This is a genomic window from Kineosporia sp. NBRC 101677, from assembly GCF_030269265.1.
Lineage (GTDB): Bacteria > Actinomycetota > Actinomycetes > Actinomycetales > Kineosporiaceae > Kineosporia > Kineosporia rhizophila.
The window spans coordinates 1-22,052 of the sequence record NZ_BSTA01000008.1; the positions used below are offsets into that span (position 1 = coordinate 1).

Annotated in this window: 18 protein-coding genes and 1 pseudogene; 7 read left to right on the top strand and 12 right to left on the bottom strand. The window is 70.1% G+C overall.

Going from position 1 to position 22,052, the window contains the following annotated elements; genetic code table 11:
• A partial coding sequence (locus tag QSK18_RS22755) for a hypothetical protein (protein ID WP_285622983.1) occupies positions 1–219 on the bottom strand: 219 nt, incomplete at its 3' end.
• Between QSK18_RS22755 and QSK18_RS36000 the strand changes: the two are divergent.
• Positions 125–502 (top strand): annotated as a pseudogene (locus QSK18_RS36000) (YdcF family protein); the annotation flags it as partial. The gene QSK18_RS22755 and the pseudogene QSK18_RS36000 sit on opposite strands and share 95 nt — an antisense overlap.
• Before the next feature lie 319 nt (positions 503–821).
• Here QSK18_RS36000 and QSK18_RS22765 read toward each other — a convergent pair.
• From QSK18_RS22765 to QSK18_RS22785, 5 genes are all read right to left on the bottom strand, one after another.
• Entirely contained in the window at positions 822–3,038 is a 2,217-nt protein-coding gene (locus tag QSK18_RS22765) for a M6 family metallopeptidase (protein WP_285623007.1), read from the bottom strand.
• 201 nt (positions 3,039–3,239) lie between these two features.
• Positions 3,240–4,022, bottom strand: a complete 783-nt coding sequence (locus QSK18_RS22770; protein WP_285623010.1) for a GNAT family N-acetyltransferase — start codon at positions 4,020–4,022, stop codon at positions 3,240–3,242.
• A gap of 84 nt (positions 4,023–4,106) precedes the next feature.
• The gene (locus QSK18_RS22775) at positions 4,107–5,537 is read right to left on the bottom strand and encodes an amidase (RefSeq protein ID WP_285623013.1); all 1,431 of its coding nucleotides are present in this window, start codon (positions 5,535–5,537) and stop codon (positions 4,107–4,109) included.
• Entirely contained in the window at positions 5,515–6,966 is a 1,452-nt protein-coding gene (locus QSK18_RS22780; protein WP_352396623.1) for a glutamine synthetase family protein, read from the bottom strand. The genes QSK18_RS22775 and QSK18_RS22780 overlap by 23 nt, the downstream gene beginning before the upstream one ends.
• Before the next feature lie 52 nt (positions 6,967–7,018).
• Complete coding sequence (locus QSK18_RS22785; protein ID WP_285623017.1) at positions 7,019–8,356, bottom strand: aromatic ring-hydroxylating dioxygenase subunit alpha; 1,338 nt, start codon at positions 8,354–8,356, stop codon at positions 7,019–7,021.
• 174 nt (positions 8,357–8,530) lie between these two features.
• Here QSK18_RS22785 and QSK18_RS22790 point away from each other — a divergent pair, with 174 nt between their 5' ends.
• Positions 8,531–9,247 (top strand): GntR family transcriptional regulator, encoded by a 717-nt coding sequence (locus tag QSK18_RS22790; RefSeq protein WP_232810038.1) that lies wholly within the window; start codon positions 8,531–8,533, stop codon positions 9,245–9,247.
• Between the two features lie 62 nt (positions 9,248–9,309).
• Here the strand turns inward: QSK18_RS22790 and QSK18_RS22795 are convergent, their stop codons facing one another.
• From QSK18_RS22795 to QSK18_RS22810, 4 genes are all read right to left on the bottom strand, one after another.
• Positions 9,310–11,229, bottom strand: a complete 1,920-nt coding sequence (locus QSK18_RS22795; protein WP_285623020.1) for a primary-amine oxidase — start codon at positions 11,227–11,229, stop codon at positions 9,310–9,312.
• Positions 11,226–12,335, bottom strand: coding sequence for an FAD-dependent oxidoreductase (locus QSK18_RS22800; RefSeq protein ID WP_285623023.1), 1,110 nt, complete (start codon positions 12,333–12,335; stop codon positions 11,226–11,228). Before QSK18_RS22800 ends, QSK18_RS22795 begins: the two co-directional genes overlap by 4 nt.
• A gap of 1 nt (position 12,336) precedes the next feature.
• The gene (locus QSK18_RS22805; protein WP_285623026.1) at positions 12,337–13,617 is read right to left on the bottom strand and encodes an aminotransferase class V-fold PLP-dependent enzyme; all 1,281 of its coding nucleotides are present in this window, start codon (positions 13,615–13,617) and stop codon (positions 12,337–12,339) included.
• Between the two features lie 106 nt (positions 13,618–13,723).
• On the bottom strand, positions 13,724–15,190 hold the full coding sequence (locus QSK18_RS22810) for an aldehyde dehydrogenase family protein (protein ID WP_285623029.1): 1,467 nt from the start codon (positions 15,188–15,190) through the stop codon (positions 13,724–13,726).
• Positions 15,191–15,453: 263 nt separating this feature from the next.
• On the opposite strand from QSK18_RS22810, the gene QSK18_RS22815 reads away from it, so the two are divergent.
• On the top strand, positions 15,454–15,879 hold the full coding sequence (locus QSK18_RS22815) for a hypothetical protein (RefSeq protein WP_232810033.1): 426 nt from the start codon (positions 15,454–15,456) through the stop codon (positions 15,877–15,879).
• Positions 15,880–15,969: 90 nt separating this feature from the next.
• On the opposite strand, the gene QSK18_RS22820 is transcribed toward QSK18_RS22815, so the two are convergent.
• Positions 15,970–16,866 (bottom strand): calcium-binding protein, encoded by an 897-nt coding sequence (locus tag QSK18_RS22820; RefSeq protein ID WP_232810032.1) that lies wholly within the window; start codon positions 16,864–16,866, stop codon positions 15,970–15,972.
• Between the two features lie 174 nt (positions 16,867–17,040).
• Positions 17,041–17,925, bottom strand: a complete 885-nt coding sequence (locus tag QSK18_RS22825; protein ID WP_232810031.1) for a sulfotransferase family protein — start codon at positions 17,923–17,925, stop codon at positions 17,041–17,043.
• Positions 17,926–18,142: 217 nt separating this feature from the next.
• Here QSK18_RS22825 and QSK18_RS22830 point away from each other — a divergent pair, with 217 nt between their 5' ends.
• From QSK18_RS22830 to QSK18_RS22845, 4 genes are read left to right on the top strand one after another with little or no spacing between them, the layout of a single operon-like run.
• On the top strand, positions 18,143–19,612 hold the full coding sequence (locus QSK18_RS22830; RefSeq protein WP_285623039.1) for a flavin-containing monooxygenase: 1,470 nt from the start codon (positions 18,143–18,145) through the stop codon (positions 19,610–19,612).
• Positions 19,613–19,671: 59 nt separating this feature from the next.
• A complete protein-coding gene (locus QSK18_RS22835; protein ID WP_232810029.1) occupies positions 19,672–20,148 on the top strand; it encodes a chemotaxis protein CheW in 477 nt (158 codons plus the stop codon).
• Positions 20,149–20,162: 14 nt separating this feature from the next.
• Positions 20,163–21,575, top strand: coding sequence for a CheR family methyltransferase (locus QSK18_RS22840; RefSeq protein ID WP_232810028.1), 1,413 nt, complete (start codon positions 20,163–20,165; stop codon positions 21,573–21,575).
• Positions 21,572–22,051: a chemotaxis protein CheW gene (locus QSK18_RS22845; protein ID WP_232810027.1), complete on the top strand. Its 480-nt coding sequence runs from the start codon at positions 21,572–21,574 to the stop codon at positions 22,049–22,051. Before QSK18_RS22840 ends, QSK18_RS22845 begins: the two co-directional genes overlap by 4 nt.
• Position 22,052 lies beyond the last annotated feature (1 nt).

The window sequence follows — 22,052 nt, forward strand, 5'->3', positions numbered from 1 at the left end:
CCCAAAAGCCAGCGGGCAGCTCCCACTCTCTACGCCATCCTCCGCGAACTCCAGTACCTGATCGCGACCTGGCGCGGGATCTGCCCCCAATGCCACCAACTCGTACCAACCTAACAAAGCACTACTACTCGTCGAACCGAATGCCCGGAACACCGGGGAGAACATCACGTTCACCCGAGACCTGCTCCGCAGCAGCGGCATCGAGCCCCAGTCGGTCACACTCGTCTCACGGCCCTATCAGCAACGCCGGGCCTACGCGACCTGCCGAAAGCTCTGGCCAGAAGTCGAGACGGTCCGCTGCGCCTCGCTTGCCCTCACGCTGGACGACTACATCGCCGGCATCGGAGACGCCGAACGTGTGGTGAACATGCTCGTGGGCGACACCCAGCGGATCAAACTCTACGCAGACAAGGGTTTTGCCATTCCCCAGCCCATGCCCGACGAAGTGTGCGACGCCTTCGATCAGCTGACAGCCGCCGGCTTCACCTCCCGACTCGTCTGAGCAGTGGAAGTGAGTGCCCGGCTCCGCCGCCGACCTGGCCTGTGATCGGTCAGTTGCCAGAGACGTCCTCGGGTAGCTTCAGCTGCCGAACTACGAGCAACATGACGGCCACGACGATCGCTACTGCCACACCCCAGAAGATCTGCCTGATCAATCTGCGCCCGTCCTCGCACCCAGCTCTCGGGTCCAACGAGAACGCGATCGGGCTCAAAGGTACTGGGCGAGGGCGGCGAGCCCGAAGCAGCACCAGGCTTCCAAAGCGCAGGTGCCCGCCGTCACCGTGGACGGCGGGCACCTGTACTGAGGGGCGATCAGGCGATCAGCTGGTGCTGCCACCCGGCTGCACGACACCGTTCACGGTGAGCGTGTAGGGGGCGTACTGCTGCACCTGCTCGGTGGGCTCGTCGTAGGCCACGATCGCCACGACCTGGTCGTAGCCCCTGAGCTTCTTCAGCTGCTTGCTCTTGCTGCCCAGGTCCAGGGCGGACTTGCCGTCGAAGGTGACCTGGACGGCCTGGTGCTTCTTGGCGTCCAGGCCGACCAGCCGCACGTTCCAGTTGTGCACGGCGATCGGCACGATCTCGGTGGGCGAGTCGAACGGCGCGAGGCTGGAGCCGTCGCTGATTACCGTGCCGCCGACCGTCAGGTCGTCGATCAGCAGGCCGCCCTCGTTGACCCCGCCGTCACTGACGTAACGGATGTTGATCAGGATCTTCTTGCCGGCGTAGGCCGAGAGGTCGTACTCCTGGGCCTCGAAGCCGGTGGTGGTGCCGTTCAGGCCCGGGCCGAGCGGGCCGTCCGGGACGGTGTGGTTGCCCGGGATCGGCGCGCTGTACGTCTTCCCGCCGTCGGTGGAGACGCTGACGTAGCCGTAGTCGTACGTCGCCTCGGCGCCGTACTTGGCCAGGAACTTCAGGGTCGGGTCGGCGGTGGGCACGGTGACCTCGGTGACCAGGCCGGCGTCGGTGTTGCTCTCGTTGCCGGAGAACAGCACCGGGTTGCCCGCGCGGTCCGGTTCGTCGCTCTTGACCGTCCAGGCCAGCGGCAGGGGCGGCAGGGTCTTGGCGCCGCTGAACTTCAGCGTCTTCAGGTCCTTCCCGCGGATCGCCTTGCCCTTCTTCTGCACCGGCACGAAGTCGGCGCCGTTCGGGGCCGCGCCCGGTTCGGCGTACGACTGCGGGTTGGCCAGGTTCACCGAGGTGTTCAGGCTCTTGCTGGTGACCTTGGACTTCGAGACGCCGGAGATCTTCGACTTCTTCGACTTGTCCAGGAACGCGTCCAGCAGGGTGGCGGACTGGAAGTCGTGCAGGACGTCGTACACGTCCTTCACGCCCTCGCCCTTCAGTTCGGCCGCCACGCTGGCCAGCCCCTGGAGCTTGCCGTCGTTGTGCAGCGCGGTGATGAAGTCCAGGCCGTAACGGTCCTGCAGGAACAGCATCAGCGCGAACGCGTGCCCGTAGTCGGCCAGCACCGCGTTCGGGTTGTCGGCGTCCTCGCCCCAGAGGTTCAGCGAGTTCTGGGCGCCGCCGCAGTCGCGCGGGTTGGGGTTGAACTTGGTCTGCACCGTGCCGTAGCCCTGGTGGCAGATCAGGTGGTTGTCGAAACCGGCCTGGTTCACGGTGGCCTTGGTGTCGGCGTAACCGGTCAGCGCGATGGCGATGTCGGACAGGCCCTCGTTGACCCAGGTGACCTCGTTCGGGTCGGTGTAGTACTGCAGCAGGTGCTGCCACTCGTGCCCGAAAACGCCTTCGTACAACCACGGACGAGCGGGGCGGCTCGTGCACGGGTCGTCGGTGGCCGCGTCGGCCGGGTTCGCGGTGGTGCGATGCGTCCAGTCGAACGCATCGATCGTCATCACGTTCCGGTCGAAGAGCTCGTTCAGGTACGAGGAGAAGAAGCCGGCGGTGTAGGTCTGCACGGCCGGGAAGTCGTAGTAGTTGTCATCACGCACGTTGTCGACCAGCGTGACGGTCTTCTCGCCGCCACCGGTGTAGACGCCGCCGTTGCCGTTCGCGTCCGGCCCCAGCACGGCCTTGCTGCCGTCACGGTCGGGCGGGGTGCTGAAGGCCGCGGTCTCCTTCGGGTACATGTTGGTGTCGAACTGGTTGATCAGCCCGGCCACCTGCGCCTCGGTGACCGTGGTGCTGCCCTCGACGGCGTTGCGGCAGTCGCCCTCGGGGAAGGCGATGTCGTTGGCGACCCAGACCTCGATGTGCTCGCCCACGCCGCGCAGGGTGAAGTCCTTGCGGTAGTAGCCTTCCCGGTCGTCCGAGGCGACCCACTGCCGCACCGTGCCGACCTCGGGGGTGGGCGCGGCGGCGGCCGACTTCTTCAGCTTCGTCTTGTCGGCCTGGTAGGTCGAGGGCACCTTGACGGCCTTGCCGTCGACCAGGCGCGGGGCCCGGCTGCCCAGGCTGATGTCGGACTCGGCGACGCTGGGTTCGTCCGCCGCCATGGCGGCGGAAGGAAGAACGACCGTGCTCAGGGGTAGGGCGATGGCGAGGCCGATCGTGGCCGCCAGTCGTTTCCGGACCATCAAGTCTCCCTGGGGGTGGGCGGAGGTCGATGCACGGGCGACGACTGGGACGCACAGACTCGACGGCGCAGACGTCAACCCCGACAGAAGTTGGTGGCTCCGCCGAGGTCGTACTGAAGGTAGCCAAGGCGGCACAAAATGTCAGTAGTTCGGCCGGAACGATCTGTCGAGGGCGATATCACCCGGTATGCGCCTTGCCGATCAGGCGCCGGGCGGTCGCTGCAGCAGCACCTGATGCTCGACGTCCTCGAATCCGAGGGCCCGGTAGAGGCCGAGCGCGTGGTAGTCCGGGTCGGCGATGATGACCAGACGCGACGCGCCGAGCCGGTCCAGCCCCCAGACCCCCAGTTCGTGCACCAGGGCAGAGGCCAGGCCCCGACGGCGGAAGTCCGGATGAGTCTCCACGTTCTGGAATCGGGCCACCCCGCCGCCGTCGCTGAACAGCCCAGCCCCGCATCGCATTTGCCCATCGACGAAGGCACCGAACCAGGCGCCGTGGCCGGCCGCCGCCAAGGCTCGGAACTCCTCGGTCTTCGCCGCCGCAAAGTCTTCCAGCACAGCGTCTTCACCCGAAGCCAGACGCAGGCGGGTGATCTGGTGCCAGTCCTCGTCCATACGCAACGGGCGGATCTCGGCGTCGACCGGTCGGACCGGCGTGCGGAGCGAACTCGCCGCGAGCACGGTGTCGACCAGCACGTCCAGGCCCAGATCGGCCAGATCGGCGGCGTCTTCGACCATTCCGTCAGCCGTGTCCAGGCCGAGGGCGACATGATCGGCCTCGGGGAACTCGCGCTGGAACTCGGCCACCCAGCCCGGCCACTCCCCCGCTGCAGGACGCTCGCGCAGCAGCAGGAAATTGCCCCACCAATAGACGGGGTTGGCCGGAGTACGCACCACTAGGTGAGAACCGCGGTCAGAGACCTGCGAGCCACCCAGTCGGCGCAACATCAGATCGGTTCGGTATCCGAGCGAGGCAACCTGCACCACCCCAGCCTAGGGGCCTTTGAATTATGGACGTCGGTGACCGCCCAAGGTGCCGATCGGCACCTTGGGTGCTCACCGACGTCTTCAATCGAGAACTACTGGGCGGCGGGCGAAGACGTCGGCGAACTCGCGCTCCCAGCCCAGGCCGAAGGCCAGCAGTTCCTGCTCGCCCCGATGACGGCCGACGATCTGCATGCCCACCGGCAGCCCCTGCGGAGTGAAACCGGCGGGGACGGCGAGCACGGGCATCGCGGTGGCGGTGATGCGACTGCAGGAGCGCATCCAGGTGTAGTAACGCTCCATCGACACTCCGGCAACCGAACTGGGGTATTCAATGCTCGCCGGGAACGGCGGGAGCTGGACGGTCGGCGCGATCAGCACGTCGAAGCGGGCCAGCAGGTCCTGCAGCCGGCGGAACAGTTCGGTGCGCAGGCTCAGGGCCCGGTTGATCTGCTGCGGGGTGAGCTCGCGACCCCAGGAAACATCCTGCTTGACCGTCGCTTTGACCAGATCCGCGTGGGCCTCGACGTCTGCGGTGCGACCGTCGAGGAAGCTCAGGGCCCGCAGCGTCTCGAAAACCTCGTCGGCGCCGGACAGATCCGGTTCCAGGTCGGTGACTTCGGCGCCCGCAGCGACCAGGCGCTCGCGCGTGGCTTCGGCAACGGCCAGCACCTCGGGCTCGAACGGCAGCCCGCCGACGGTGTGGTTGAACGCGATGCGGGTGCCGGCCAGCGAGCGCGGCCCGATCGCGGTGAACACCGAGCCGGGCTCGTCGATGGACAAGGGGGTGTGGGGGTCGGGGCCGGCGATCGCCGAGAGCAGCAGGGCGGCATCACCCACCGAGCGCCCCATCGGCCCGAGTACTCCGGCCGGGTCCCAGGCGTTTCCGGGGCCGGGCGACGGCACCCGGCCAGCGCTGGGCCGCAGACCGACCACGTTGTTGAACGAGGCCGGGTTACGCAGACTGCCCCCAAGGTCGGAACCGTCGGCAAGGGCGACCATGCCGCAGGCCAGCGCGGCCGCTGCTCCCCCGCTGCTGCCTCCGGCCGAGCGGTCGGTGGCGTAGGGGTTCAGCGTGGCGCCGAAGACCTCGTTGAAAGTGTGCGACCCCGCGCCGAACTCCGGGACGTTGCTCTTGCCCACCACGATCGCGCCGGCCGCCCGCATCCGCTGCACGATCAGCGCGTCCTGCTCGGGCACGTGGCCGGCGTAGATCCGCGAGCCGTAGGTGGTGCGGATCCCCGCCGTGTCGACCACGTCCTTGACCGCTACCGGCAACCCATGGAGCAGGCCCAGCGGCTCACCCGACTGCCGCCGGGCGTCCGCCGCGGCCGCCTCGGCCAGCGCCTGCTCGGGGACCAGGGTGACCAGGGCGTTGACGGTGGGGTTGACCGCGGCGATGCGTTCCAGGTGGGCGGTGAGCACTTCGACCGCGCTCACCTGGCCGGTGTGCAGCAGGGCGGCGAGCTCGGTGGCCGGCCGGTCGAGGAAGTCAGAACATCCCGAGGTACTCACGCTGCTCCCAGTCCGAGACGTGCATCAGGTAGCGGTCGAACTCCGCGCGCTTGATCGCGCAGTACCACCTGATCACATCCGGGCCGAAAGCGTCAGTGAAGGCCTTGTCCTCTTCCAGTGCATCGACGGCCTCGGCGAGCGAGCGGGGCAGCCGCTGGGCGTCGGTCTCGTAGGGGTTCTCGGTGGGGGCGCGCAGTTCCAGCCGGCGGTCGAGCCCGTCCAGGCCGCTGACCAACTGGGAAGCGATGTAGAGGTACGGGTTGGCGGTGGGCTCGCCGGACCGGTTCTCGAGGCGGGTGGCGGGGTCTGCGGGGCCACCGACGGCGCGCACCATCGCGCCCTTGTTGTCCTGCCCCCAGGCCACTCGGTCCGGAGCCAGGGAGTAGGGCTGGTAGCGCTTGTACCCGTTGACCGTGGGCGTGCTGAACGCGGCGGCGGCGCGGGCGTGGGTGAGCAGGCCCTCCAGGTAGTGCTGCGCGGTCGTGGAGAGCGGGGCGTCCGGCGCAACGAACACTGGTTCGCCCGAGACGGCGGAGGTCAGGGACTGGTGCAGATGCCAGCCGGTGGAAGCGGTCTCGGCCCCCTGTGGGCGGGACATGAAGGTGGCCTCGTAGCCCAGCCGGCGGGCGATCTGCCGTACTGCGCTGCGGCACAGCACCACTGCGTCGGCCGTGACCGCCGCGTCGGCCGCGTCCATGGTGATCTCCAGCTGGCTCGGGCCGAACTCCAGCTCGATCGAGCGCAGCGGCAGGTCCAGGGCGGTCAGGCCGCGGTAGAGGGCCTGGACCAGGTCGTCGAAACCGTCCAGAGCCTCTTCGTGCAGCAGCTGCGAGCCGGGGCTGGTCGGGAGAACCTCCCGGGCCTGGCCCGGTGCTCCTGGACGCCCGACCTGCGAAGCGTCGAAACCACCGGCGCGGAAGACGTGGAACTCCAGTTCGGCGCCCACCGTCATCCGGTAACCGCGCATCTCCAGGGCATCGAGCTGTTTGCGCAGCAGGTCGCGGGTGCTGAAGGCGACCTCCGACCCGTCCGGGAACCTCAGGTCGCACAGGATCCAGCCGGAGCGCCCGGCCCAGGGCAGCACCCGGAACGTGGTCGGGTCGGGCACCAGCACGATGTCCCCGGCCCCGGCCAGCTGCGCGACGCCGAGCCCGGCGTCGGCGCTGAACACCGGGAACACCGACTTGCCGGAGGTGTCCTTGAGCAGCAGCGAGCTCGGCGCGGTGAGGCCCGAGCGCATGGCGGCCGCCACGCCGGAGCGGGTGACGGTCTTGCCGCGCAGCAGGCCGTGCTGGTCGACGAAGGCGAACCGGACCATGTCCAGGCCGATCTCGTCGATCACCCGGCGCATCTGGGCCGAGGCGGCGTACTGCGCGTCGGTCCACAGATCGTGCCGGTCGACGAAACCGCCGCGGTCCTTGGCCAGCATCGGGCGGGCGCCCTGGCCCTCCCCGGCCTCGGCCACGTCCCGCTCGTCGTGGTTACGCATCGGTGTTCACCTCGGAGGGCACGGCGGTGCGGGCCCAGGGCGAGGCCTGGCGGCGTTCGTCCTCGCGTGCCACCCAGTGCTCCTGCCAGTTCTCGTTCGCGGCAATGGTGTCCACGGCGAGCGGCCCGGTGTAGGTGGCGGCCTCGGTCTCGTCGAGCGGGTGGGCCGGGATCCGCCCGCCCGCGGCGAACGCGTCGATCGCCTTCAGCAGCATCCGCCGGTTGGCGGTGACCGCCCGGTCGGAGACGCCGAGCCGCTCGACCGTGCGGTCCTGGATCGGGCCCATGCTCTCCACCGCCCACTGGTCGTGGACGTTGATGTCCAGGCCCATCCCGGTGTAGGTCACGTTCTTCTGCTCGACCGGGTCGAAACCCCAGTTGTTGGAGCGGTTCCGCAGCGGCCGGTAGTCGGGCAGGCTGACCTCGGCCAGGCGCTGCTGCAGCAGCGTCTCCTTGTCGGTGGTCTCGGCGAAGTCGTACCAGATCATGTACCAGTAGTGGTTGTGGTCGTCGATCGGCACGTGCCACTGGGTGAAGACCTTGGTGGTGCCGAACGGGACCACGAACGCGTTCGGGAACAGCAGGTTGGTGACCCGGACGTGCTTGACCGCCTCGGTGAGCTGGCGCACGGCGAAGACCCGCAGGCCGTGATCGGCGCTCTCCACCTCGATGTCCGGGCGGAAGTTGTCGCCGACCAGCTTGGACAGCTTCTGGCCGGTGCCCTCGACCTCCTCGCTGAACTGCTGGCCGTAGGTCTCGCGCGGGTCCTCGTCGATGAAGCGGTGCAGGAAGGAGACGTGGCTGGGGTCGATGCCGCCCTCCACCCCCTGCAGCCAGTTGCACTCCCACAGGCCCTTGAAGGCGAAGGTGTACTCGTCCGGCGCGGTGAAGCAGTCGTAGTCGGGGAAGGGCGGCGGGTCACCGGCGCCGAGGTAGGCGAAGATGATGCCGTTCTTCTCCACGCAGGGGTAGCTGGCGATCCGGATCTTCTCGGTGAACCGGCTGTGCTGGGGCTCGGCCGGCTGCTCCAGGCAGCGGCCGTCGGCCCCGTAGAGCCAGCCGTGGTAGAGGCAGCGCAGGCCCTCGTCCTCGAGCCGGCCGTAGGACAGGTCCACGCCGCGGTGGGCGCAGAACCGGCTGATCAGCCCCCAGCCCTTGGGCTTGCGGAAGAGCACCAGGTCCTCGCCGAACAACCGGACCGCCTTGACCGGCTTCTCCTCGGACATCTCCGAGACCAGCGCCGCGGGCTGCCAGTAGGCCCGCATCAGACCACCCAGCGGCGTGCCGGGGCCGGTCTGGGTCAGCTTCTCGTTGTCCTCGCGCCTGAGCACCGACACACCTCCGGTCGTTCGCCAAGAATGGATCCCAACGTAGCATTAGTGGATCCCAAAGTGGTTGGTTGATAGCCACGCAGTTGCAGATCGGGTCCATCGCCGGATTTCTGCTAGCGTTTTCGGTCTTGACCTGCGCCTGCCCGGGCGCGCCTTGAGGGGAGAACGACAGGCATGGCGGCAGCCGATCCGGCCGGGGCGGAAAAGACGGGAAACGCGCTCGTCGACGACGTCGCGGCCCGCATCCGCGAGCGCATCATGTCGGGCCAGATCCCGATCGGCGCCCAGTTGCGCCAGGCCGAACTGGCCTCCGACTTCGGCGTCAGCCGCACCCCGGTGCGCGAGGCCCTGCGCCAGCTGCAGAGCGGCGGGCTGATCGAGGTGCTGCCCAATCGCGGTGCGGTGGTGCGGGTTCCGGCCCCCTGGGAGGTGCGCGAGGCCTACGAGGTGCGGGCCGAGCTGGAGGCCCTGGCGGCCACCCGTGCGGTCAGCCGGATCACCGAGGCCGAACTGGCCGAGCTGCGGCAGGCCAACCAGGAGATGTACGACCACTCCTCGGCGCTGAGCCGGGGCGAGGAGCCCGCCTCGTCGGGCCGCCCGGCCAACGACGTGTTCCACACCCTGATCCTGTCCATCGCCGCGAACGCCCGCCTGGCCAAGGCGGTCAACGACATCAACGAGACGTTCCCGCGCAACGTCTCGGCCCAGCTGATCGTGAACGACGCCCGGCACCGGGACGAGAACTTCCGCGAGCACGAGCGGATCGTGGCCGCGCTGGCCGAGGGCGACCTGGCCACGGCCGGCCGGGAGATGCGCGAGCACGTGATCAAGGCGGGCGAGCACCTGGCGCACTGGTACGAGCGCCGCTCCTCCACGGTCTTCCGGGGCTGAAGACCTGCACTGCCGGATCCGTCAGAAGGGTTCTCCCGGAACCCTTCTGACGGCCGGAGGCCTCAGTGGCCGGAGCAGCAGGAGCCGGAGGACTCGCTGTGGGCGCTCATCGGCGCCGGTAGGTCGAGCGAGGGGTTGCGGTCGAAGAAACCGTCCGGCTCCAGCCGCATCCCGATCCGGTGCACCGGCATGATCGGCCACTCCTCCGGGCGCGGGGTGTGGTGCACCCCGACCACGGGCCAGAGCACCAGTTCGGCGCCGTCCAGCGAACGGTCGGCCTGCTGCCAGACCTGCACGCCGTCGGCCCCCAGATCGGCCTGGTTCGGGTACTCCCCGGCGATGAACCGCTCGCTGCCCTCGTAGGCGGTGGCCCACAGGTGCTGGGCCACGAACGGCGCCTTGCGCTCGACGATGCTGCCCGGCTTGGCGTACAGCCGGGCGGTGTTCTGGATCGAGACCCGGTAGGCGGTCTTGTCACCGAACCGGTTTCGTGTGTCGTCGCTTTCGATCAACCAGTGGACGGCAGTGGCCGGGTTGGCCCGGCGGGCGGCGGCTTTCTCGGTGAGCAGTGGGGTACGAACCGTCTTGCAGGCGTTGCCGTAGGGGTTGAGCTCCTCGTCCTCCTCGATCTCGGAGTGCACCTCGTACAGCCGGTTCACCGGGCCGTCCACCCCCATGTCCAGCCGCAGGCCGAAATAGTGCTGGTGGTTGGGGGCCTGGACGTTCGGGGCGACCATCCGGCCGTAGGGCGGGGTGGCCCCGTCGGCGATGCCGGAGACCGACATCACGCCGGTCAGCTTGATCTCCAGCTCGATCATGCCGTCCTGGTGGAACGACCAGTAGAAGCCGTAGTCGTAGTTGGCCACGGTGGCGAAGAACGAGACCACCAGACGCCGGGCCCGGCGCACGTCGGCCTCCCCGGTGCGGGTGTTCACGTGCTTCCAGAGGATCGAGTGGTCCTCCTCGTGCAGGCAGACCGCGTTCTTGATGGTCCGGGCCTCACCGTGCCCGTTCAGCACGGCCGCGTCGAAGTACCGGATCTCGCCCAGGCAGTCGCAGCCCAGCTCGAGCGAGGCGGTCAGCGGGCCGGCGCCGTACTCGCCCCAGTCGAAGAAGTTCTTGCGGTAGGCCGTCGGGTCGGGATCCAGGTAGGGCACGTACATCTCGTTGATCGCGGCGCGCTTCATCACCGGGCGGACGGTGCCGTGGTCGTTGTAGGTGATGTCGTGCAGGACCATGCCCTCCCGGTGGGTGAAGCCGATCCGGAACGACCAGTTCTGCCAGGTCACCTCCTGCCCGTCGATACCGAAACCGGGCCCCTGGGGCTGGATGATCTCCAGCGGAGCCACCTCGCGGTCGGGACCCCAGGTGCCGGAGCGGTAGTTGCCGGTCTCCGAGGCCATCGGCACCACGCCGTGGTCCTCGATCGCGATCACCTTCAGCGTCTCCAGGTCGACGATCGGCACCAGCCCGGAGACCGGCCGGGCGTAGCCGTTGTCGTCGGCCGTCTCGCGGTGCCAGACGGTGCCCCAGGAGAGCCTGCGGTCCTCGTAGCCCGCGGGCTCGAAACCGGTGATCGACTCGGGGTCGACCCAGACCAGTGAGACGTCGGTGATGCCGCGCTTGGCCAGCGCGTCCTTCAGCCCCTGGTCCTCACGGCAGGCGGCGGCCACCAGCCGGGCCTCCTCGCTGGAGACCCCCGGGCGCTTGGCGTCGACCGGACGCCAGCTGACTAGCGCGGCCTCTCGGTCGGAACCCGCGGTCCAGGCGGCGATCTCCCAGGCGGCGTGCGCGTCCGGGTTCATCACCACGGTGCGCACCGGCCGCCCCTGCCCCGGAGCCAGCGCCCGGGCCAGGGCCTCGTCCACCGCGATCCCCCAGAACCGGGGCCGCTCGCCGATCCGCTCGTCGGCGCGGACCAGGGCGATCACACCGGCGATCTCTTGCTCGGTCAGCGGGTCGTTCCAGTGGGTGTCACTCACGTCTGATCCTCCTGCTGGGTGGTGAGGCGGCGCTGAACGCCGATGAAGTCCAGTTCGGGGCGGGGTCTTTCCTGGACCAGGTCGGCCACCGCCTCGCCGAGGGCCGGGCCGAACTTGAAGCCGTGCCCGGAACAGGCGGCCGCGACGGTGACGGCCGGGGCCCAGGGCAGCGGGCCGAGCACGAACCGCCGGTCGGCGGTCATCGTGTACAGGCAGGCGACGGCCTCCACCACCTCGGCCCGGATGCCCGGCACGTACTGCTGCATCAGGCCGGTCAGCCCGGCGATCTCGTCGGCCGTGGGCGGGGTGGCGGGCACCGTCGGGTCCCAGACCGGGCCCAGGTCCACACCGGCCTTGAACCCGTTGCCGTCGGCGTCGGGGATGCCGAAGACCAGACCCTCCGGGCGGTCGACCGAGAAACAGCCGAGCTGCGGCACCTGGCCGGGCTCCTGCCCGGGGGCCAGCGTGACGGTGACGATGCGCCAGACCTCGAACAGGTGGGCGAGCTCGGGCACCAGGTGCCCGGCCCAGGCTCCGGCGCTGAGCACCAGCTTGCGACAGGTGATCTCGCGCTGATCGGTGGTGACGATGCACCGCTCGCCCTCCTGGCGCCAGCTCAGCACCGTCTCACCGAACACCAGTTCGGCCCCGGCGGCCCGGGCCCCGGCGCGAGCGACCTCCAGCCCACGGGCGGCCTCGAGCACTCCGGCGGACGGGTCGTGGACGGCGCGATATCCGCTGGGTGGCTGGAACCCGGGCATCAGGCGGGCCATTTCGGCGTGGTCCTCGACCAGCCGGCAGCCCGGACCCTGCATGGTGGTGGACTCGCGGAACGTGTAAAGACCACCCGTCCGGTGGAGCAGCTCCTCACCGGACGCCGCCGACCAGCGGGCCCAGCCGTCGAAGGCGCGCTCGACGAACGGGTTCCAGACCGGGTTGGGGTAGGCGCGGCGGATCATCCGGGTGCGACCGTACGAGGAACCCCGGGAGTGGCCCTCGCCGAACTGCTCCAGGCCGAGCACGTCCACGCCGCGCCGGGCGACCTCGTAGGCGGCGGCGGAGCCGTGCACGCCGAGGCCGGCGACCAGGACTTCGACGTCGGTCACCTCAGACCGCCCTCGCCTCGGCCGAATCCGCGATCCCGGCCACGGCCTCGACCAGGGCAGCGGTGTCCGTCTCGTCGTTGTACACGTGCAGTGAGGCCCGCACCACCGCGTCCACGCCGCGGGCCCCCAGGTCCCACTGGGCGTGCGAGGCGGGTACCGACACCGTGCGCAGGCCGTGCTGGGCCAGGAGCTCGTTGACCCGGCGGGCGGGCAGGCCCTCGACGGTGAAGGTGATGATGGCCGAGGGCGAGGACGGCGGGTCCTGCACGGTGACCCCGGGGACCACCACGAGCGCCTCCCGCACCGCGGCGGCGGTCTGCACCAGATGGGTCTCGATCTGCCTGGTCCCCAGGGCCAGGGCCTCGCCCAGCGCGACCCCGAGGCCGATCCGGCCGGCGATCGAGGCTTCCCAGGTCTCGAACCGGCGGGCGCTGTCCTTCAGCTCCCAGTCCCGGGCCGACGTCCAGACCGCCCCCCGCACGTCGGGCGCCGTGGGGGCGAGGGAACCGGCGATCTCCCGGCCGATGAAGGCGAATCCGGTGCCGCGCGGGGCGCGCAGGAACTTCCGGCCGGTGGTGACCATCGCGTCGCAGCCGATCGCCGCCACGTCGAGGTGCACCTGCCCGACCGACTGGGTGGCGTCCAGTACGTACCGGGCTCCGTGCCGCCGGGCCAGCGCGCCGATCTCGGTGACCGGCTCGACCAGGCCGGACGAGGTCGGGATGTGCGCCACGCAGACGATGGCCGGGCCGCCGCCGGCCAGCTCGGAGTCCAGGGCCTGCAGATCGATCGCACCGGAGGCCGAGTTCGGCACCACCACCACCTCGACGCCGTGCTCCCGGCCCAGGCTCATCAGGTGCAGGGCGTGGCTGACGTAGGTGGAGCGGCTGACCAGGAGCCGCTGCCCGGCCCCGAGCCGCAGGGCCTCGACGATCGTCCGCAGGCCGGTGCTGGCGCTGTCGAACAGGGCGATCTCGGCCGGGTCGGCCCCCACCAGCCGCGCTGCGTCCTGGTAGACCGCCTCGATCCGGTCGGCGACCTGGTGGGCCGCCTCGTACCCGCCGTGCCGCTCCTCCAGCCGCAGGTGGTCGACCACCGCCTGCACCACGCTATGGCTGGGCAGGGCCGAACCGGCGGCGTTGAAGTGGTGGGCGACGGTGGCCCCGGGCGTACGGGCCCGTTCGCGAGCCACGTCGATGGCCGCACCTGCGTGCCCGCCGCCGCCCGCACCGCTGGTCAGCAGTGGCACCGCGGCCGGGGCCGCATCGAGAGAGCTCTCCACACCATCCGCCTTTGATCGCAATTTCGGATCCGAAAGTAACATGATTGGATCCATCAACTCCAGAGATTCCGGTCCCGGTCTGCCCGCGCCAGCTGATCGGCCCGGTTCAGTAGGCGACCACGACGGCCTTGGTCTCGGTGTAGCCGAGCAGCGCCTCGTCACCCAGGTCGCGCCCGATGCCGGAGTCCTTCAGCCCGCCGAAGCCGAGGGCCGGGTCGAAGACGTTGTAGGTGTTCACCCAGATCGTCCCGGCCTCGACGGCCGCGGCGACCCGGTGCGCGCGCCCCAGGTCGCGGGTCCAGACCCCGCCCGCCAGGCCGTAGTTCGAGTCGTTGGCCACGGCCACCGCCTCGTCCTCGTCATCGAACCCGAGCACCCCCACCACCGGCCCGAAGATCTCTTCCCGGGCGATCACCATGTCGTTGCGCACCCCGGTGAACAGCGTGGGCTCGACGTAGTAGCCGGCCCCCTCCGGCGCACCACCCCCGTGCACCAGCTCCGCCCCGTCGGCCCGGCCCTTCTCGATGTAGCCGAGCACCTGGCTGCGCTGTTCGGCCGAGACCAGCGGGCCGACCGAGACCCCACCGGCCAGACCGTCGCCCATCGGCACCTTCGCCACCGCGGCAGCCAGCCGGGCCGTCATCTCTGGCAGGATCGAGTTCTGCACCAGCAGACGGCTTCCCGCGGTACACATCTGCCCGGAGTGGCCGAACGAGGCCCGCATCGCGGTGGTCACGGCGGCGTCCAGATCAGCGTCGGCGAACACGATGTTGGCGCTCTTGCCGCCCAGCTCCAGGGTGACCCGCTTGAACGTCCCGGCCGCGGAGCGCCCCACCAGCCGGCCCACCGCGGTGCTTCCGGTGAAGCTGACCTTGGCCACCAGCGGGTGCTCGACCAGCGCGGCGCCGACCCGGCCGTCACCGGTGAGCACGCTGACCACACCGTCCGGCACCCCGGCCTCGCGCATGATCGCGGCCAGCCGGAGCATGGTCAGCGGAGTCTGCTCGGCCGGCTTGACCACGATCGAGCAGCCCGCGGCCAGCGCCGGGGCGATCTTGAAGGCGCCGGTCATGATCGGGAAGTTCCAGGGCAGGATCAGCGCGGCCACCCCGACCGGGTTCAGCGTGGTGTAGACGTGGTGCCCGTCGCCGATCGGCACGGTGGCCCCGGCCAGGCGCGAGGGCGCCCCCGCGTAGTGCCGGAAAGTTCTGGCCGCGCTGGCCGTGTCGGCCCGCGAGCGCTCGATCGGCTTGCCGTTGTCCCGGGTCTCGAGGATCGCCAGCGCCTCCAGGTCGGCCTCGATCAGATCGGCGATCCGGTGCAGGACCCGGCTGCGCTCGAGCGGGGCCAGACCGGTCCAGGCGCGGTCGGCCAGGGCCTGGCGCCCGGCCCGCACGGCGGCGTCCACGTCGGCGGTGGTGGCCTGCGGCACCTGGGTGAGGCGCTCCTCGGTGGCCGGGTCGAGAACGTCGAACAGCTCACGTCCCTCCCCCTCGGCCTGCCACTGCCCGGCCAGGAAGAACGGGCTTACCTCAGGCAGGGCGGGCAGACCTTCGCGCAGCTCGGAAGACAAGGCTTCTCCTCGATCGGGTTCGCACGGCCGACGGAACAGCTCCTCCATCGCCATCTCGACTGGATCCTAACAGTTTCACTTTGGATCCATAGGGGTGCGACGGAGATCACCGGCCGGCCGATCCGGGCCGGTCGACGCAATGCGGTCAGAGGGCACACAAACGCATAGTGATCTTGTCGGCGCGGATCGTAGAGTTGCTGAGGCGGTGCGGACATCCCGCAGTAAGGGACGCCCCGACATCACTGAGCAGATGGACCAGACCAATGATCATCGTGCTGATCCTGACCGCCCTGGCCCTGGCCGCGGCTCTGGCCGCGTTCCGGCGGCGGGAGCCCGGGCGGCGCGAAGTCCTGCGTGGGCTCGCCGCCCCGTTCGCCACCGTGCCCCCGCCCCCGGAGCCGGATCCGTTCGAGGCCCTGCGGCTGCAGTTGCGCCTGCACGCCCTGGCCGACGAGATCAACCGGCTGCACTGGGACGAGTCGATCTTCGCGCGGGCCGCCCGCCTGGAGGCCAGCGCGGCGGCCTACGACGCCCTGCTGGGCCGCGCCTGCCGGCTGGCCGGGGTGCCCGAGACCGGCGAAAGCACCTGCCCCACCGGCTTTGCCACCCCTCCGCCGCAGCGCCTGGCCGGGCGCGACCTGCGCGCCCGCCGCGAACTGCTGCTGGCCGAACGCGGCTGGTCCTGGTGAGCCGGCCCGCCGCAGAACCGGTGAAGCCCCCGGTGCGGCGGCCAGTTCCGGCCACGGCACCGAGGGCTCCCTCGGACTCAGCTGTTCAGCTCACTGCTTGACCACGTTCTTGCCCGGGCCGCCCCGCAGGACGTCGGCGCCCGGACCGCCGTACAGCTTGTCGTTGCCGCCCTGGCCGTAGATCCAGTCGGCGCCGCCCTGGCCGTACAGCTTGTCGTTGCCGGCCCCGCCCTCGATGGTGTCCCGGCCGGCCCCGCCCCAGATCGAGTCGTTGCCCGCACCGCCGTCGAGCCAGTCGGCGGCGGCCTGGCCGTAGATCTTGTCGTTGCCCGCGCCGCCGTCGGCGCCGAGGTACTCACGGCCCAGGCGGATCGTGTCGTTGCCGTTGCCACCCTGGACCGAGGACTGGTCGCCGGCCGCACGACCGGTGGTGATCGTGTCGTTGCCGTTGCCGCCCTCGATCCGGCTGCCGTCCTTGGTGCCCTTGGACGAGTACACGTCGTTGCCGGCGCCGAGGTGGAAGACGTCGGCCTCGTAGCCGCCGCTGTTGTCGTTGACGTACTTGACCGAGTCGTTCTTGTCGCCCAGCTTGATCGTGGAGACGTAGCCCGGGCTCTGGGTGTGCTCCACCACCAGCGAGCACCGGATCAGGGTGCGGTCGGACGCCTGGGGGTAGGTGCACAGGTCGGCCGCCCCCTCGATCTCGACGCTGTCGTCGAACACCCAGGTGTACTTGCTGGTGCCGAACGGGCTGGTGTCGTTCTCCACGCCCTCGCTGCTCCGGGTGACGACCAGCTTGTTCACCTGGCCGGGGGCGGCCTGGTACCTGAGCTCGTTACCGTCGACGGTGACCGTGGCGGGCTTGGCGGCGGCCGGCTCGGCGGCCGTGGCGGAGCCGGAGAAGGCGACCGCGGCCGCCCCCGCGGCGAGGACCGACGCGGCTGCCGCCGCTCCCACGAGCACTCGGCGGTTCCTGGTCAGGGTCATGGAAGGGGATCTCCTTTGGTCACTGTCCGCGCCTGGTTTCTCTCACGACCCTCAGGTCGCACCAGAAATCCGAGCGTGGCAGATCCCGGTCCCCGGTGTGGGCGGAAACCGTGAAGGGCGGCTGACTTTGCCCTGACGAACCACCGGGGATGAACAGCGGATGAACCCCTGCGGTCAGTAACCCCAGCGCTCGACCATCGGCCGCAGTTCGACCGGCACGTCGGAGATGTCGGGGAGCGGGCGGCCGGGCTGGATCGTCCCGGTCTTGATCTTCTCCTTCCAGTCCCCGATGCCCTTCTTGAAGTCGCCGTGGTCCTTCTTGCCGTACTCCAGCATCCCCGGCTCCCACTCCAGCCCGAGGAACTCGCAGATCAGCTGGGTCTGCTTGACCGGCTCGGTGGTCAGGTCCTCGTAGCGGATGGTCAGGCCGGCCCGCTTGTTCCGGGCCTTCTCCAGGTACTCCATGTAGTTCAGGGTGTGTCGGATCGCCACCGGCACCGGCCGGTTCTCCGGGTCGCCCTCGTGCCAGGACTGGGCGATGGACCAGGGGTGGCGGATCAGGTAGATGAACTTCGCCTTGGGCCAGGCGGTGGCCAGCCGGTCGGCCACGAACACGTTGCTCGGGGTCTTCTCGACCAGCACCGACTTGCCGCTCAGGGTGAGCTCGCGGTGCAGCATGCGGTCCCACAGCAGGTGCTCGAGGTCGCGCTCGTTCAGGTCGAAGTGCTCCAGCGCCTGCTGGACCGGGGTGGTGTAGGCGATCACCTGGGTGCGGCGGAAGTGCATCTCGTGCGGCGAGTGGATCTGAGAGTGGCTGTTCAGGATGACCCGGGAGAGGGTGGAACCGGAGCGGACCGAGGACAGCAGGAACACCGGACGCTGGACCAGCCGGTCTCTGGGGTCGGAGGGGCGCCGGACCGGGATCCGCGGCTTCTCCTCCTCGACGACCTCGACCGGGGGCGGTGCCTCCTCGTCGTCCTTCACTCTGACCACGCGGAACCCGAACCGTTCTTCGAGCTCCCGGTTGACCGCTGCTACCACCTTGCGTCGCTGTGCCACGCGAGCAGAGGTTACGCAGTTTCCCTGTGGCTTGTACATGAGCACCCTGTGTCGAGACGTACTTGGTACAAATTCATCACGTACCTCGATCGAACGCCCGATTTCACCGGATGTCCAGCCGCCCGGGCCGGTCCGGGTTACGTTGCGGTGAAGCGATCTTGGGCGGGACCGGCCGCTTCGGCAGGACCGGGCGCGCCCCCTCACCGATGATGGCCGGGTGCCGGAAACCTCACGCTCAGCCACCGACCCGGAACACCTGGACGTCCTGGTCGTCGGCGCCGGGCTCTCCGGGATCGGCACGGCCTGCCACCTGGAGCGCTCGCTGCCCGGTCTGTCGTACGCCGTGCTGGAGTCGCGCGAGGTCAGCGGGGGTACCTGGGACCTCTTCCGGTATCCGGGGGTGCGCTCCGACTCGGACATGTTCAGCCTGAGCTACTCGTTCCGGCCGTGGACCAGCCCCGAGGCCATCGCCGACGGCGCCTCGGTACTGCAGTACCTGCGCGACACCGCCCAGGAGTACGGCGTCGAGGCCAGGATCAGGTACGGGCACGAGGTGGTCTCGGCGTCGTGGGCCGGTGAGCGGGCCCGCTGGTCGGTGCGGATCCGGCTGGGCGCGGGCGCCGAGCGCGTGATCAGTTGCTCCTACCTGATCCTGTGCACCGGTTACTACGACTACCAGGACCCGTACCGGCCGCCTCTGCCGGGCCAGGAACGGTTCACCGGCCGGTTGGTGCACCCTCAGCTCTGGCCCGAAGACCTGGATTGGGCCGGTGAGGACGTCGTGGTGATCGGCAGCGGGGCCACGGCCGTCTCCCTGGTGCCGGCGCTCGCCCCGGCCGCCCGCAGCACGGTGATGCTGCAGCGCTCCCCCAGCTACCTGATCTCGCTTCCCCAGCGGCACTCGTTCTCGCTGCCCCGCCTGGCCCGGTTCTCCCCCCGGCTGGCCGGACGGCTGGAGCGTCTGCGCGCGGTGAGCGTTACGACGACGTTCTGGCACCTCTGCCGCCTGGCTTCCTCCCTGGCGGCTCGATGGCTTCTGGGCCGCGTCCGTCCACTGTTGCCCGACGACTACCCCATGGAGCATTTCCGCCCCCGCTACAACCCCTGGGACCAACGACTGTGCGTGGTGCCCGACGCCGATCTGTTCACGGCGCTGCGGGCCGGAGACGCCGAGGTGGTCACCGGGGAGATCGAGACGTTCACCGAGAACGGCATCAGACTGACCAATGGACGTTTGTTGCCGGCAACGCTCGTGGTCACCGCCACTGGTTTGCGGGTCCGGTTACTGGGAGGCGTGGCGCTGGACGTGGACGGCACCCCCGTCGACCCCGCCGAAAAGGTGACCTACAAAGGAACGTTGCTCACGGACGTCCCCAATCTGGCTTTCCTGATCGGGTACGACAACGCCTCCTGGACGCTCAAGACCGAACTGTCGGCGCGTTTCGTGGTGCGGATGCTCAAACACATGCGCCGCCACGGTTACCGCACTGCCGTGGCCCAGCCGCCCCCGTCCGCCGAGCGGGTGCCCCTGCTGACCCTCACCTCGGGGTATCTCACCCGGGCCGCACAACTGGTGCCCTCCCAAGGACGACGCTGGCCCTGGCGGTTGTACTCGTCGTACGGAGTGGATGCCCTGCTACAGCGCTTTTCCCGGGTGGACGCAGAGGGGATCGAGTTCACCCGCTGACCAGTTCCAGCCACTTCCAGACGGTCAAGAACCGTGCTCCCCCCGCCGAGACAAGGCAGGTGAAGACGGGGGTTGGCCGCAGCGGGACCGGCATTTCCTTGCTGTTGTGCAGCACGGGGGGAAAATCGTTCGCCGTCCCGCTCACAGCCGTACGGGAGACGATGCGCCCGCTCAGCGCCGCCCCCTTTTCCGGGATGCCAGATTTTGTCTCAGGGGTCGCGCGGATCCGGGGTACGGCCGTCCCGGTCGTGGACTCGGGTGTGCTGACCGGAGGGGCGCCGGTGCGGGCCGGACGGTGGATCACCCTGATCACGGCGAACGAGCGTCAGGTGGCGTTGGCCGTGCAGGACGTCACCGGGATCCGGACCCTGCCGTCCGAGGACCTGCAGGCGCTGCCCTCGCTGCTCGGAGGCCCGGAATCAGAGCTGTACAGCGCCGTCTCCACCCGCGACCAGCAGTTGCTGGTGGTGCTGGAGGCCTCGCGGCTGGTACCGGACGAGCTCTGGGAGCAGCTGACGGAGGTGTCGTCATCCTGACCGAGCGCCAAGCTGTGGGACGAGCCGGGCCGGCCGGGCCCACCGACGACGAGAGCGCCCGGTTCGCCGCGATCGTGGAGCACCGGCTCGGCCTCACCTTCGGCCCCACCGACCGGGCCCGGCTGACCCAGGTCCTGCTGCAGCGCACCACCGCGCGCCAGGCCCCCACGGTGTCGGGGTACCTGGACAGCCTGGAGCGCTCCGGCGAGGAGCTGAGCGCCCTGGCCGGCGCGCTGACCGTGGGCGAGACCTACTTCCTGCGCCAGGCCGAGCAGTTCTCGGTGCTGACCCGCACCGTGCTGACCGACCGACTGGCCCGGCCCGACCGGCCCGAGGGCGCCGGTCCGCGGCTGCTGTCCGCCGGATGCGCCAGCGGCGAGGAGCCCTACTCCCTGGCCATCACCATGCGCGACAACGGCTACCCGAACGCGCAGATCATCGGGCTGGACGTGAACCCGCAGGCCCTGGCCAAGGCCCGGGCCGGGCGCTACACGTCGTGGTCGATGCGGGCCGTGCCCCCGGCCGTGCAGCGCCGCTGGTTCGACCAGGAGGACGGGCACTTCCTGGTCAAACCGTCGTTGCGGGAGTCGGTGGAATTCCGGCCGCAGAACCTGGCGGCTGCCGACCCGGCCTTCTGGCAGCCCCGTTTCGACGCGATCTTCTGCCGCAACGTGCTGATGTACTTCGCTCCGGCGGCGATGGCGCAGGTCGTGCAGCGCCTGGCCGACGCCCTGCTGCCAGGCGGCTACCTGTTCCTCGGGTCGGCCGAGACCCTGCGCGGCGTCACCGACGACTTCGAGCTGTGCGAGACCGACGGCTGCTTCTACTACCGGCTCAGCGACTCCCCCCGGTCGGCCACCGTACGGGTGGTGCCCCGGGGCCTGCCCGCGCGCCGTCCCTCCGGCCCCGACCGTGAGTCGTTCGGTCAGGTCCTGGAGCTGCTGCGGGCCGAGCGCTTCGCCGCTGCCCTGGGGGTGATCGAGCTGATCGACGTGCCCGCAGTCCCTCCGCGCAGCCTCTGGGACACCGAGGTGATGCTGGTCCGCGCCATGCTGCTGGCCCACGCCGGCGACCTGAGCGGCGCCGGGCGCGACGCCCACCGGCTACTGGGCCGCGGCGGTGCGGTGGCCGCCGACGCCCACGGCGTCCTGGCCACGTGTCGCGAGGCCGACTCCGACGAGCGCGGAGCGCTGCTGCACTGGAACGCCGCGGTCGACGCGGATCCCGGGTTCGCTCTGGGGCACCTGCACCTGGGTCGGCTCACCCGGTTCGGCGGCGACCAGAACACCTCCGACCGCTGCTACGAGCGCGCCGCGCAGTTGCTGACCAGCGAGAGCGAGCGCCGGGTGCTGCTCTTCGGGGGCGGTTTCGACCGCGAGGCCCTGCTTTCGGTGTGCCGGACCATCTCCCGGGCGGGGCGGTCATGACCCCCCTGCGCGCACTGACCGGGCCGAGCGAGCTGGCCCAGCGGGCCGCCGCGATGCGGGCCGAGTTCGACGCCGCCTTCGCCGAGGCCCCCGGCAGCGACGAGACCCCGATGCAGGACGTGCTGCGGCTGCGGATCGGTGTCGAGGAGCGCGGGATCCGGCTGGGCGAGGTGGCCGGGATCTCCGCCCATCCGCCGATCACCCCGCTGCCCTCCCGGCACCCGGCGATGGTCGGGATCGTCAGCAACCGGGGTTCGGTGGCCGCTGCCTGGGACCTCGGGCTGCTGCTGGGCGGTGTGGCGCAGAGCCCGCGCTGGGTGGTGGTCCCGGCCGCCGAGCCGGCCGTGGCCCTGGTGTTCGGCGACTTCACCGGTTTCGGCCGGGTCCCGGCCGCGGAACTGGCCGGCGAGTACCTGCTCTCCCTGGCCGAGGTGGTGCACACCGTCCGCGGGCTGTGCACGGGAACGGAGATCTGAC

Coding starts and splice junctions, on each gene's coding strand:
- QSK18_RS22765 (WP_285623007.1), bottom strand. CDS start 3,038: ATGGTCCGGAAACGACTGGCGGCCACGATCGGCCTCGCCATCGCCCTA.
- QSK18_RS22780 (WP_352396623.1), bottom strand. CDS start 6,966: ATGCTGGCCAAGGACCGCGGCGGTTTCGTCGACCGGCACGATCTGTGG.
- QSK18_RS22790 (WP_232810038.1), top strand. CDS start 8,531: ATGGCGGCAGCCGATCCGGCCGGGGCGGAAAAGACGGGAAACGCGCTC.
- QSK18_RS22815 (WP_232810033.1), top strand. CDS start 15,454: ATGATCATCGTGCTGATCCTGACCGCCCTGGCCCTGGCCGCGGCTCTG.
- QSK18_RS22820 (WP_232810032.1), bottom strand. CDS start 16,866: ATGACCCTGACCAGGAACCGCCGAGTGCTCGTGGGAGCGGCGGCAGCC.
- QSK18_RS22845 (WP_232810027.1), top strand. CDS start 21,572: ATGACCCCCCTGCGCGCACTGACCGGGCCGAGCGAGCTGGCCCAGCGG.